The sequence below is a fragment of the Rhodanobacter glycinis genome (assembly GCF_900114325.1).
In the GTDB taxonomy this organism is placed as follows: Bacteria; Pseudomonadota; Gammaproteobacteria; order Xanthomonadales; family Rhodanobacteraceae; genus Rhodanobacter_A; species Rhodanobacter_A glycinis.
Genome location: NZ_FOSR01000002.1, coordinates 262,944 through 275,558 on the forward strand (window position 1 = coordinate 262,944; position 12,615 = coordinate 275,558).

General features: G+C 63.3%; 9 protein-coding genes. 3 read left to right on the plus strand and 6 right to left on the minus strand.

The window, feature by feature from the left end; all coding sequences use genetic code 11:
• Window positions 1–263: 263 nt before the first annotated feature.
• Together BMY90_RS03430 and BMY90_RS03435 are read left to right on the plus strand one after the other, a co-directional pair.
• Window positions 264–2,657 carry a GH92 family glycosyl hydrolase gene (locus tag BMY90_RS03430; protein WP_092701554.1) on the plus strand — a complete coding sequence of 798 codons (2,394 nt, stop codon included), beginning with the start codon at window positions 264–266 and terminating at the stop codon, window positions 2,655–2,657.
• A gap of 74 nt (window positions 2,658–2,731) precedes the next feature.
• Window positions 2,732–3,457 (plus strand): 3-keto-disaccharide hydrolase, encoded by a 726-nt coding sequence (locus BMY90_RS03435; protein WP_245734846.1) that lies wholly within the window; start codon window positions 2,732–2,734, stop codon window positions 3,455–3,457.
• Between the two features lie 230 nt (window positions 3,458–3,687).
• Here BMY90_RS03435 and BMY90_RS03440 read toward each other — a convergent pair whose 3' ends face one another.
• The 3 genes from BMY90_RS03440 to BMY90_RS03450 all read right to left on the minus strand — a co-directional run bounded on the left by BMY90_RS03440 (window position 3,688) and on the right by BMY90_RS03450 (window position 5,819).
• Window positions 3,688–4,008 carry a hypothetical protein gene (locus tag BMY90_RS03440; RefSeq protein ID WP_217638545.1) on the minus strand — a complete coding sequence of 107 codons (321 nt, stop codon included), beginning with the start codon at window positions 4,006–4,008 and terminating at the stop codon, window positions 3,688–3,690.
• A 109-nt stretch (window positions 4,009–4,117) separates the two neighbouring features.
• Window positions 4,118–5,008, minus strand: a complete 891-nt coding sequence (locus tag BMY90_RS03445; RefSeq protein ID WP_092701560.1) for an alpha/beta fold hydrolase — start codon at window positions 5,006–5,008, stop codon at window positions 4,118–4,120.
• 100 nt (window positions 5,009–5,108) lie between these two features.
• Window positions 5,109–5,819 (minus strand): alpha/beta hydrolase, encoded by a 711-nt coding sequence (locus BMY90_RS03450; protein WP_092701563.1) that lies wholly within the window; start codon window positions 5,817–5,819, stop codon window positions 5,109–5,111.
• A 94-nt stretch (window positions 5,820–5,913) separates the two neighbouring features.
• Between BMY90_RS03450 and BMY90_RS03455 the strand changes: the two genes are divergently transcribed.
• Complete coding sequence (locus tag BMY90_RS03455) at window positions 5,914–6,879, plus strand: GlxA family transcriptional regulator (protein WP_092701566.1); 966 nt, start codon at window positions 5,914–5,916, stop codon at window positions 6,877–6,879.
• 415 nt (window positions 6,880–7,294) lie between these two features.
• Here the strand turns inward: BMY90_RS03455 and BMY90_RS03460 are convergent, their stop codons facing one another.
• The 3 genes from BMY90_RS03460 to hisN form a co-directional block, all read right to left on the minus strand.
• Complete coding sequence (locus BMY90_RS03460) at window positions 7,295–9,343, minus strand: S9 family peptidase (protein ID WP_092701569.1); 2,049 nt, start codon at window positions 9,341–9,343, stop codon at window positions 7,295–7,297.
• Between the two features lie 141 nt (window positions 9,344–9,484).
• Window positions 9,485–11,650, minus strand: coding sequence for a phosphocholine-specific phospholipase C (locus tag BMY90_RS03465; RefSeq protein ID WP_092701572.1), 2,166 nt, complete (start codon window positions 11,648–11,650; stop codon window positions 9,485–9,487).
• An 18-nt stretch (window positions 11,651–11,668) separates the two neighbouring features.
• On the minus strand, window positions 11,669–12,502 hold the full coding sequence (hisN, locus tag BMY90_RS03470; RefSeq protein WP_092701575.1) for a histidinol-phosphatase: 834 nt from the start codon (window positions 12,500–12,502) through the stop codon (window positions 11,669–11,671).
• Between the last annotated feature and the right edge of the window lie 113 nt (window positions 12,503–12,615).

Genomic DNA, 12,615 nt, shown 5'->3' on the forward strand with positions numbered 1-12,615 from the left:
AAGATTCCGTAAAACCGCCGGTGTAGAGTCGGGGACTGCGATCAACGCGCGGATGCTGCGCGTGGCAGATGCCCGCCGTCGGCGTGGCTGTGGCATTTGCATGGAGCGTCAAACCACACAGGGCTCTTGAGGCCTGTTTTTTTGGGGCGGAATTTAGATCGATTCAAATTGAGGGTGACGCCCGCTTGGGCGGCCCATCCGGTCAGGACGACGAAGACGCGTGTTCCGACGTTTTCCTTATCTCCACGAGACGAGCCGATACCATGTACCTACCGTCCAAGTTGCTGAAGACATCCGCCCTGGCCTGCGTGCTGGCCACGTCCACGGGCGCGGTCATGGCGCAAGCCGTTTCGTCACCGGCCGATGCCGTCAATCCGTTGATCGGCAGTCGCAATGGTGGCAACACCTACCCGGGCGCGGTGGTTCCTTTCGGCATGCTGCAGTGGAGCCCCGAAAACACCCGCGGCAAACACACGCGCACGGCCTCGCCCAGCGGCTATCAGTACGACACCACGCGCATCCGCGGCTTCAGCCTCACGCATCTTTCCGGAGCGGGTTGTGCCGGCGCCAGCGGCGATATCCCGCTGATGCCGATCACCATTCCCGTCACCAGCTCGCCATCGTCCGATACCACCGACCACATCTACGCCAGTGATTTCTCGCACGCCGACGAGCAGGCGAAAGTCGGCGACTATCGCGTGCGGCTGGCCAATGGTGTGAACGTCGAACTGGGCGCAGCGATGCACAGCGGCATGGCGCGTTTCAGCTTTCCCGCCGGACGACCGGCGAACCTGCTGGTGCGCGTCTCCGACTCCGAAGTGGGCAGCAGTGACGCGGCGGTGCATGTCGATGCGGCCACGCAAACCATCACCGGTTCGGTGACCAGCGGCAACTTCTGCGGCTACCTGGCGAAGGCCGACCAGCACAGTTACTACACGCTGTATTTCGTCGCCCATTTCGATCGTCCGTTCACCCGCGTGGGCAGCTGGCACAACGGCACGGTGACGCTCGGCGCAACCTCCGGACACGGCGGCACCAGCTACGCCGACAAGGGTTTCCCGGTGCCGGGCAAGGGCTCGGGCGCGTGGGTCGGTTTCGATCCGGCCAAGGGCCCGGTACAGGTGCGGGTGGGCATTTCCTACGTGAGTTTGGCCAATGCGCGCGCCAATCTTCGTGCCGAAATTCCGGCCGACAGCACGCTCGCCCACGTGACGTCGCAGGCGCGCGACGCATGGAACAAGGCGCTGGGACACATTGCGATCGACGGCGGCACGGCGGATCAGCGCACCACGTTCTACACCGCGCTGTACCACGTGCTGCTGCACCCGAACGTGTTCAGCGACGTCAATGGTGAATACCGTGGTTTCGATCAGCACATTCACCATGTGAAAACCCCGCAACACGCGCAGTACGCCAACTTCTCGGGCTGGGACATCTACCGCTCGCAACTGCAGCTGCTGACCTGGCTGATGCCGAAGGTGGGCAGTGACATCGCCCAGTCGCTGTACAACCAGGCGCGCCAGAACCACGGCGAATGGGATCGCTGGACCCACAACAGCGGCGGCACCCATGTGATGAGTGGCGACCCTGCGGTGCCGGCGCTGGCAGATATCCACGCCTTCGGTGGTCATGACTTCGACCTGCGCGGCGCCTACGCCTCGCTGGCGCGTGCCGCCACGGTGCCCACCGCGCACGACGAGTCCAATGCCGGTTGCAACGTGGAATGCGTGGGTGAACGTCCGTCGCTCGACCAGTGGCTGAAGCTGCACTACATCGCCACCAAATCACATGCGTGGGGCGGTGCGGCCGAAACGCTGGAAGACGTCACCGCGGACTTCGCCTTGTCGCAACTCGCGACCGAGGTCGGCGACAAAGCGGGCGAACGCAAATTCCTCGCGCGCGCCGGTTACTGGCGCAATCTGTACAACCCGAAAGCCGCGCCCGATGGCGGCTATATCCAGAATCGCAACGCCGATGGCAGCTGGCCCGCCTTCACGCCAGGTACCGACGACGGTTTCGTCGAGGCGAGCGCAGCCGTCTATCTGTGGATGGTGCCGTTCGATGTGCACGGCCTGTTCCAGCAGCTCGGCGGCGACGCCACCGCGATCGCCCGGCTGGACCGCTTCTTCCACACCGCCGATGGGAAGTGGGCGTTCACCAACGCCGGTCCGCTGCACGCCGAACTCAACAACGAACCCTCCGTCGAAACGCCGTGGCTGTACGACTTCGCCGGGCAGCCGTACAAGACCCAGGCCACCGTTCGCGCTGTGGTCAACTCGCTGTGGAAGAACGCGCCCGACGGCATTCCCGGCAATGACGATCTGGGCGAGATGTCTTCGTGGTACGTGTGGTCGGCCTTGGGGCTGTACCCGGAAATTCCGGGGCGAACCGAACTGGTGCTCGGCAGTCCGCTGTTCACCCATGCCGTCGTGCATGGCTCCGGCGGCGACGTGACCATCGATGCACCGAAAGCATCTACCGGCACACCGTATGTCCGCGCGCTCGAGGTCGACGGCAAGGCCTGGAACAAGCCATGGCTGCCGGCCAGCTTCGTCGCGCATGGCGGGCGTCTTGGCTTCACGCTGCAAGCGACGCCTGACCGCGCATGGGGCAGTTCGATGGCGGACGCACCGCCGTCGTTCCCGCCGCAATCCTGAGTTTCCGCACTGCCGCCCCATCCACCCATCTACAGGTAGACCTCACGATGAAACGGACATGGATTCTGCAATCGATGGCTGCCATCGCCCTGGGCGGTCTGCTTCCCGGCATGGCTGCGGCACAGGTCGTCAACACGCTCAGCGCGCAGGAAAAGGCGGCCGGCTGGCAGCTGCTGTTCAACGGCAGGAATCTTGACGGCTGGCATTCCTACCTCGAGAAGTCGCCCGGCAAGGATTGGACCGTCGACCACGGCGCGATCCGACTGCAGAAAACCGGCCACGACGCACCCAAGGACTTCGCCGACCTGGTCAGTAATGCCGAATACGGCAACTTCGACCTGAAGCTGGAATGGAAGATGAGCCCCTGCGCCGACAGCGGCGTGATGTTCCACGTGCACGAATCACCGAAGTACGGCGCAACCTACGAAACCGGCCCGGAGATGCAGATCGCCGACTTGGCATGCACCAAACCCGACAGCCGGGTGCTCAACGAACGCTCCGGTGACCTGTTCGACCTGATCTCCTCGGATGTGGAAACCGTCCGCGAAGGCGGCCAGTGGAACCAGTTCGAAATCATCTCCGACCAAGGCCACCTGCAATTCTTCCAGAACGGACGCAAGGTGATCGACACCCATCTGTGGACTCCCGATTGGAACAAGCTGGTCGCCAGCACCAAGTTCAAGGCCTGGCCCGATTTCGGCGTCTTCCACAGCGGCCATATTTCACTGCAGGGCACCGAAGACAAGGGCGCCAAGCCGATCCGCATCTGGTTCCGCAATATCAGGATCAGGAGGCTGTAAACGACCCGGCGCTCACATTCGATCAGCCGTCTAAATGCCTACGGCTGGCGGAGCGTTTTCCGATGCGCGGATTATCCGTGCCGGTAGATCGTGATCCGCATGCTGTTCGTGATCACTGCCGATCGTTGCCGTGCATGACGGCAGCGATCGGCCAACTCCAGCCATTCGCCTGATCACATTGATTGTCATAAGGCGGACGGTCACGGACGTCGCTTGGGGTCAGCTTCGGGTCAGGTAGCGGAGGCCGCCGGTGCGTGCTGGCCGCACACACAATGAGCCGGGTCCAACTTGACTGGCACCTTTGCGTGGCGAAGCACCTCGGGAGCCTCCAGCGTCCCGCCATGACCCATGTGGAAACGCTTAGCACCGCTGTTGACGAGCCGCTCCGGCTCGCGGGCCACGGTCTGCGAGCCGGGCGTGTGACCGGCGGTATGGTGCACGATGCCGTCGACGCCGAAGTCCTTGCGTTCGAGGCCTGGAATGCCGGTGTCGACGAGAATGCAGCTGTCGTCGGTTTTGCTCAGGTGAGCGTTGACCATGTTGAACGGCAAGACGCGGATCTGGATGATTCTTGGTTATCCATTGACGTGTCCTCGTTGAATGAAGGGTGTTGAGATGAGCCGCTTCGGCGGCAGTTTCTTTGTGCGATGTGCGGCGCGATTACGGACGTCGGGGTGCGGTCGTACTGGCCGTCAGGCGCGCCATGCCGCAATCACCGCAGCGGGTCAGAGCAACCTCTTGCTGGGCCTCGGGCAGTGCGAAGAACCCGCCCCTGGTCTGTGCCAGCACAAAGGCCTTGATCACGTTGGCCAGATCGGTCGGCGCCTCCAGGGGCAACAGGTGCCCGACACCCGGGAGCACGACCAGCGTGGACTGGGGAATGCGCGGCAGCACTTCGCGACGCAGTACCTCAGGCGGGTCGACCAAATCGTGCTCACCGGAAATCACGATCACCGGCACATCGATCAACGGAACCACCGCTGTAATGTCTTCCTGGCTGGTCGCCAGTGGCCACGCCGCTTTGGCTGAGCTGGCACCGGTCAGACTGTCCGCGATGACCGTGTCCAGATCACCGTCAGACAAGCCGTCGGGTGCAAGCACTTGCTGCAAGGTGGCGACGATGCTCTCGCGCGAGTTGTAGGCATGCACCATGCCCTGACGAGCGTCGAGCGGAAGCGCCAACGGCGTCGGCGGTGCGGGCGCCACTAGCACCAGACCCCGAAGCCCGCGCGGACGCTGCGATGCCGCAAGCTGTGCAGCCTTACCGCCCATCGAATGGCCAACCAGGATGTAGCTTTCCAGCGCTAGGGAATCGACCACGGCGAGCACGTCGCCGGCCAGATCGCTCAACGCATAGCCTGCCTCCGGTGCAGCGGACTTGCCCCAGCCGCGCTGGTCGATGGCGACGGTGCGGTAGTCGGGCGAAAGCGCGTCGACCACGTGTTGCCAAGTACGCGAAGAACCACCCCAGTAGTGCAGGAACACCAGCGCTGGTCCTCCCGCGCCACGTTGTTCGACATGCAGATCAATGCCGTTTGCTTCGATCATCATGAGACATCACTCCTGCGAAGAATCACGGCGTGGCGCCGATCTGGCATCGAGCGCCACGCGATAGCTTTGACGCTGCCAACAGGCCGCGCTGGGGGCGGCCTCAAGCGGCGGCCGAGACGATGAAGTCAGCAACAGCCTGCGGCTGCGACAGCATCGGCACGTGACTGCTGTCGGCGTGTGCCACGGTGGCGTTCATGCGAGCGGCCATGCGCTCCTGCTCCACACGAGGAATCGCATGATCTTGGTTTCCGATGAAGTAGTACGTCGGCCGGCTGCGCCATGCCGCTTCGGTCAGCGTGCCGCCGAGTGCGGAGGCATGCAGCGGACCTTGCGTGGCGTAGACCAAAGCTTTCTCGGTGTCGTCCAGGTCCTGCGCGAACAGCTTGAAAATACCGTCCCGGGTGAGCTTCAGATGGCCCTGTGCATCAGGGCGGATTTCGTCATTGAGCGGTGCGGTCTCGAACTTCTCGAACAACGTACCCGCCGACTCGCCCGCGTCCGGTGCGAACGCGTTGATGTAGACCATGCGGGCCACCTTCGGGTCGTTGCCCGCTTCGCCGATCACCGCGCCGGCATAGCTGTGGCCGACCAGGACCACGTCGCCTTCTGCCAGCGCGATGGCACGCTGCACGGCGGCCACGTCGGCCTCGAAGCCAGTCAACGGGAGCTGCACAGCGGTTGCGGTGAGCCCGTTGCGGGCCAGCAGCGGGATTACCTTCGACCAGGTCGAGCCATCGGCCCAGGCGCCATGGACCAGAATCACATTTGGGATGGAAGTGTTCATCGATTTTCTCCGTCGGTAGTCGGCCATGGCCGTGGGTTGTTTGACCGAGAAATTTTGGCTCCCGAGCGAATGTCAGAAAGGACATAATTCCCACTTATCCTGCCAACTCTGGAAATCTGGCATGCCGCGTTCAAAGACATCGAAAACGCTCTGGTTTGTGGTGTTTCCGGGGTTCGAGTTGCTCGACCTCGGTGGCCCGCTCTGCGCCTTCACGCTGGCGAGGGACTTTCATCAGGCCGGCTACGACATCCGCGTCATCTCCAGCATTGGCGGGCTGGTCAGTGGAAGCTCCGGAATCGCGATCGACACCACGGCGGCATCGCCTCGCGGGCATGTCGATACCTTGATGGTGGTGGGTGCGCCAACGCCAGACTCATCCGATGCACAAGCCGATACGGTGGACCTCGTCCGCGCCATCTCCCCCCGTGCCCGACGCACGGCGAGTGTCTGCACCGGGGCCTTCCTGCTCGCGGCCGCCGGTCTACTGGACGGCCGTCGTGCCACCACGCATTGGCGCTGTGCACCCGAGCTGCAACGGCGCTACCCCGCCATCAAGGTCGAGTCGGACCGGATCTTCATCCGCGAAGACGATATCTGGACCTCAGCCGGCATCACCGCCGGGATCGACCTCGCGCTGGCGATGATCGAGGAGGACTGCGGCACCGAAACATCCAAGGCCATCGCGCGCGACCTGGTGGTCTATCACCGCCGCAGCGGAGGACAATCGCAGTTCTCGACCATGCTCGATCTTGAGCCGACCCCGGGGCGGATTCGCGACGCGCTGGCCCACGCTCGGCTGCACCTCAAAGACCAGCTTTCAGTCGAGCGGCTGGCCGAGGTGGCAAACATCAGCCCGCGTCAGTTCGCGCGGCAGTTCACCGCCGAGACCGGCGAAACCCCTGCGCGTGCGATTGAGCGCCTGCGCTGTGAAGCGGCCTTGCCGCGCATCGAGGAAACCGGCGAGCCACTGGAGCAGATCGCAAGACAGGTGGGACTGGATACGGAGCGCATGCGGCGCGCCTGCCTGCGTATCTACGGCCTCTCACCCCGGGCGCTGCGCCGCCGTAGCCGCGGCTTGCATGGCTAGCGCAGGGCGTGGGAAGCAAGTTGTCTCTATGGAGGGATAGGTACTGAGCACTTCCCTACCGTCAATAACGAACTCCAATCGCACTAGCCTGAGGTACGCTTTTGGCCAACGATGGGTACAGACTGCTTCAAATGCTCGCCACAAAGCAGCCATTCATGACCGACACAAATGGGTCGAAAAGCGACCTTTGACCTGCATTTGTTGCTCAACCAGACAACGATTCGCGACCAACCGTCGCGGCTCGGGGTGTTTGACTGCTATTTTTCGCGGCGGCGACGCATGCGTGGGTCGTCCGCCGCCACCCTGCCACATCCGCCATTCATGGCACTCGAACTACTGAATGACGCTGGGCAGCTGGAACGCAGAACCTCGGCTCTGCGTTCCAGCTGCCCAGTACCAACAGGCGAAATCCGGATTATTTTGCCGGCGCGGCTGCGAGATATTTGCCGAACCAGTCCAGTGAACGACGCAGGATGTCGACCTGGTCGTCGTGATTGGCAATGCCGTGGCCCTGGTTGGCGTAGACGACCAGCTTGCTTGGCACGCCCAGGGTCTGCAGCGCGTGCCAGTACTCGAACGATTGCGGCGCCGGGCATTCCTCGTCGCGTTCGCCCACGACGATCAGTGCCGGGGTGTGGTCACGGGTGATGAAGTTGATCGCGGAGCTCTTCTCGTACGCCGACGGGTTCTGGTATACGGACGCGCCGAAGAACGGGATCATCCAGCCGTCGATCTGGTTTTCGCCGTAATAGCTCTTCCAGTCGGAGATGCCGGCGCCGGCGACCACGGCCTTGAAGCGGTTGGTCTGGGTCGGTGCAAACATGCTCATGAAGCCGCCATAGCTCCAGCCGGTCATGCCGAGGCGATTGTTGTCGACCGGCGCGATCTTCTCGACGGCATCGATCCCGGCGAGGATGTCGTCGAGATCGCCGTAACCCATCTTGCCCGTGCCGATGTTCTCTCGCACGAAGGCTTCGCCTTCACCCGTGCTGCCACGCGGATTGGGCAGCAGCACGAAATAGCCGAAAGACGAATAGGCCGTGGCGTTGGTGCCCCAGTAAGGCAGGTTCGCAAACGTCGGACCACCGTGCACCGACACGATCAAGGGATAGGTCTTGTGCGGGTCGAAGTTCGCCGGATACAGCAGCCAGCCCTGGATCAACAGCTTGCCGCTATGCCATGTCACCGACCGGGCCTTGCCCCAGCTCGGTTTCAACGCGGCGTTGACGGCAGTCACCGCAGACGGTGGCTGATCACCCAGCGCGCCCGAGTACACCTCCGGCGCGTGTTCGAATGAACTGGCCGCATAGGCGATGCGATGTGGCGCGCTCGACGAGATCGATACACCGCGCACGGCGCCGGGCAGCGTGTACAACACGCGCGACGGCTGCGCCGCCGAATCGGAAATCGTGTATTTGGCGATCTGCACGTGGCCCAGTTTTTCCTGGGTGAACACCAGCGTATCGGGCGTCAGGAAAGTGAACTGGTGCAGCGTGACCGGAATACCCGGTGTCATGTCCACCACTTGCCCAGCTTGCGGGGCCACGCGATAAAGCTCGCCGGCATCCGCGCCGCGGTCGCTCATCAGACCGCCGACGAAATAGATGGACTTGCCATCCGGCGACCACGTCGGTTGCTGCATCTGCATGCCGTGCAGCGAACCGGTGACGGTGGCCGGATCCACCACCACTTCCGGTGTGGCGCCAGCCTGGTCCTTCTGCGTATACAACTTGGCCGACCACCAGTGGTCGTCGCCCGGAGGCGGCGCCGCGGTATACGCGATCGTGTGGCCATCGGGCGAAAAGTCGAACTCGTATACGTACAAACTCGCGGGAGTCAGGATGTTCGGGGTGCCGCCGGAAGTCGGAACTTCAGCGATCCGCTCCACTTGCTCGGTCTCTTGGCCGATGACGCCGACCCGGGGGTTGCCGGACGCCGTCGCGAACGGCATCCGCGTCGCGCCCGGCACATACATGAACGCGATGCTCTGGCCACCGCGCGACCATTGCACGTCGGAGGCAAAACCGCTCAAATCCGTCACCTTTCGCGGTGCGGCCTTCCCGGCCCCGTCCACCACCCAAAGCGCGCCCTTGATGGGTTTGGTGTTGCTCGGATCGACCTTGCAGCGGGTCAAGATTGCCAGGTTGTCGGAATCAGGCGCCCAGTGGATGTCCTCTTCGTGGCAATCCCCCGGAATCTTCACTGCGTGCGCGTTTTTTCCATCCCACGACGCCAGCATCAGCTCCTTCTTGCCCTTTTTCGACTGCGTCCATGCGAGATGGGTGCCATCGTGGGACAGCGCTACCGACCCGACCTGCACCACCTTGGCGTGCGCGGCGAGGATCTGCTCGATGCGCGCCGTTTCCGATGGCGACGCGGGCGAGTCCTTGGCGAAACCGGCTGATGAGAAAGCTAGGCCAGCCAAAGCGGCGACGGCGAACGCGGGGGTACAAGCAAGCTTCATGACGGGGCCCCAGTGGGATAACCGTCTGAACCTACTCCTGCGCACCCCATCGCCCCATGTGCCGGATGGCACATGTCATCCCCGGAACGCAGGCGCAGAGGCCCCATCGTCCCGCTCGGCCACCCGGAACCCGGGTCTTGCTCACCCGATACGCGTACGCAACGAAGGCGACAGCATCGGGTCGCTGGTGCCTGGACGGCCGGTTTCGAGATGGCCGGCGAAGCGGCGCAGATAGACGTCCGACGTATCCAGCGTGACCGAGATGTCATGCCAGCCATGGTTGGCGCTCAAGTCGTGGGTCAACTCCATCGTGGCGCCCGGCTTCAATGGCAGTTCGGCCAGATGCCCGACATAGGCGTCGTGGATGAAAGCCGAGCACGCCAGGCTGCCCGTGTTCGACAGGATGGCCTGGATCTGACAGCGCTCCGGTTGGTATATCAGTCGGACTTCGACAGTCGCGGTCGTCGCAGCCGGCAGTTCACCGCGCGCATGACAGAGATAGCCATTCGGCCCATGCACGAGGATGTCGTAAGCAACACCGTGCGGGTGCAGCGGCCAGTAATCGCTGACCATCTCGGCGGCGGCGACCGTGTAGCGACGCGGATCACTGGCCGGCGCCGTTTGGTCGTAGGCATAGAAACCCGCCCCCGCCGCGCCGGTGTTGCGGAAGTCCAGCCAGAACTTGCCCGCTGCGGCATCCAGCCGGTGCTCCAGTTGCCACTGATAGGGGATCGGTCGTGCCGGGCGCAGACCATCCTCCTGGATAGGCATGCTTGGAATCGCCGGCGCGATGATCGGCGCAAAGAGATCCGGATGCGATTCGGGCAGGGGAATATTCGGCATGCCCAGGTCGGGCTTGAGGCCGAAATCGAAGGCGCTGGTGAGATCGCCGCAGACGGAACGTCGCCACGCACTGATATTGGGCTCGGCGACGCCGAAGCGGGTTTCCAGGAATTGCAGTATCGACGTGTGATCGAAAGTCTGCGAGCAAACCCAGCCGCCCGTCGTCCACGGCGAGATGACGATCATCGGCACACGCATGCCCAAGCCCAGCGGCTGCCGTCCACCCGGATCAGCGCCGGGCACGAGTGGATGAATCATCGACGTGTTGACATCCAGGTCGAGAAATTCGTCGCGAAAGCTGCCAGCCAGCGAGTGCGAAACCATGCCGCGACTGTTGCGCTCGCTACTGGAGGGCGGCATCGGCGGCACGACGTGATCGAACAAGCCGTCGTTTTCGTCGTAGCAGAGAAACAGCACGGTCTTGCTCCACGACTCCGCATCGGCGGTCAACGCCTCAAGCACACGCTTGATGTAATACGCGCCATCGGCGGCCGAGGCGGCCGGGTGCTCGCAATACTTGTAGGGTGCGACGATCCACGAGACCTGCGGCAAACGGTCGTGCAGCACATCGTCGCGCAGCTCCTTCAACGTATGTTGCGAGACGCCCTTGCGCACCAGCGGACCTCGCGGATCGGCGCCTTCGTCCACCTGGTAGTTGGCAAAGAACTCCAGCGAATTGTCGGTGAAGTTGTCGGTGGGCGAGCCGGGCTCGCCCGTCCCGCCCTGATACAGCTTCCAGCTGATCCCTGCCGATTCCAGCCGCTCCGGATAGGTGGTCCAGGTGTAGCCATTCACTCGCGGCCGCTCGGCCAGACCGGGGCCGTTGGGAATCCGGCCCATCACGTTGTTCGGATCACAGGTGCCCGACCACAGGTAGATGCGATTGATCGCCGTGTCGGCGGGCACCGAACTGAAATAGCTGTCGCAGATGGTGAAGGCATCGGCCAGCGCATGATGGAAAGCCGCGTCTTCGCGACGCAAGTAGCCCATCGTCAGCACATCCTGCTTCTGGGTAATCCACTGGTCGTATCTGCCGTGGTTCCAGGACAAGTGGCCCGAGCTCCAACTGTGATCGGTACTGTGCTGGTGATCGCCGTTCTCGCGGGTGTCGACGCGGAACGGCAGCACGTAGTCGGCGTCGGCCGGCACACCACACGCGTTGTACTTCGGCGTGGTTATCGACGCATTCGGCTGGTACCAGACCGGTCGGCCATCGGGGAACAGCAGCGGCCGGGGATCGGAGAACCCGCGCACGCCGCGCAGCGTGCCGAAATAGTGATCGAACGAACGGTTCTCCTGCATCAGGATCACCACGTGCTCGACATCGCGGATCGTACCCGTTCTCCGCTGCGCCGGTACCTGCAGTGCCTTGCGCAAACTGGCCGGAAGTACCTGGCCCGAGGCCGCGGTGCCGACGGCACCACCAAACATTTGCAGAAAACGCCGACGATCAATGGACACCATGAAACCGAACTCTCCGAATCACGCCATGCGCGGGTGGCTGCCGGGTGAAACGGAATCGCGCAGGGCAGGCTTCCCGATCAGACCCATGATTTCGCGATGCAGTTCCGCCGAGCCTGCGGCAATGACCCGGCTGCCACTGTGCATGCCCAGCGAATGCCCTTCCCAATCCGTGATCACACCGCCCGCTGCCTCGATGACCGGCGCCAGCGCCAGATAGTCATAGGGCTTCAGGTCGGCCTCGATCACCACATCGATATGCCCGGAGGCAAGCAACGCATAGCTGTAGCAGTCACCGCCGAAACGCCGGTTCTGTGCGGCCCGGCTGATCCGTTCAAACACCGCCAACTCGGCTTGCGAAAACGCATCCGGCGAGGTGGTGTAGACCACCGCACCTGCCAGCGCCGTGCCCTGCCTGCTGCGGCACGGCCGTCCGTTGAGGGTCGTGCTTGCACCGCGCATGCCTATCCAGCGTTCGTCGAGCACCGGCATGTCGATCAAGCCAAGCACCGGTTGGCCCTCGTGCAACAGGGCCAGTAGCGTCCCCCACAGTGGCCAGCCCGTGACGAAGCTTCGCGTCCCGTCGATGGGATCGATCGACCACACGTATTCCGCATCGGTGTGGCTCGAGCCATGCTCTTCGCCAAGTACACCATGTTCCGGGTAGGCCTCCCGGATGCACTCGCGCACCATCGCCTCGACATTGCGGTCCACTTCCGTGACGGGACTAGCGTCACCCTTGAACTTGACATGCAAGTTGCTGCGGAAGCCCGGCAACGACATGGCCCGCGCGCGCTCGGCAACGCTTTCGGCGAATCGACGGAATTCCTCGGTGGACGACGCAGGCAAGGCCATTTGGCTACCTCACGAATGGAAACGAAGACGGAGCCGACCCTCGTCGACGCCTGCCCGGATCATGACAGGGCAGCGAGCACTTTTGTAGGATTTTCCTCAAATTTGCAAATGTC

Coding starts and splice junctions, on each gene's coding strand:
- BMY90_RS03465 (WP_092701572.1), bottom strand. CDS start 11,650: ATGGTGTCCATTGATCGTCGGCGTTTTCTGCAAATGTTTGGTGGTGCC.
- BMY90_RS03430 (WP_092701554.1), top strand. CDS start 264: ATGTACCTACCGTCCAAGTTGCTGAAGACATCCGCCCTGGCCTGCGTG.
- BMY90_RS03455 (WP_092701566.1), top strand. CDS start 5,914: ATGCCGCGTTCAAAGACATCGAAAACGCTCTGGTTTGTGGTGTTTCCG.
- BMY90_RS03460 (WP_092701569.1), bottom strand. CDS start 9,343: ATGAAGCTTGCTTGTACCCCCGCGTTCGCCGTCGCCGCTTTGGCTGGC.
- hisN (WP_092701575.1), bottom strand. CDS start 12,502: ATGGCCTTGCCTGCGTCGTCCACCGAGGAATTCCGTCGATTCGCCGAA.
- BMY90_RS03450 (WP_092701563.1), bottom strand. CDS start 5,819: ATGGCCGACTACCGACGGAGAAAATCGATGAACACTTCCATCCCAAAT.
- BMY90_RS03435 (WP_245734846.1), top strand. CDS start 2,732: ATGGCTGCCATCGCCCTGGGCGGTCTGCTTCCCGGCATGGCTGCGGCA.
- BMY90_RS03445 (WP_092701560.1), bottom strand. CDS start 5,008: ATGATGATCGAAGCAAACGGCATTGATCTGCATGTCGAACAACGTGGC.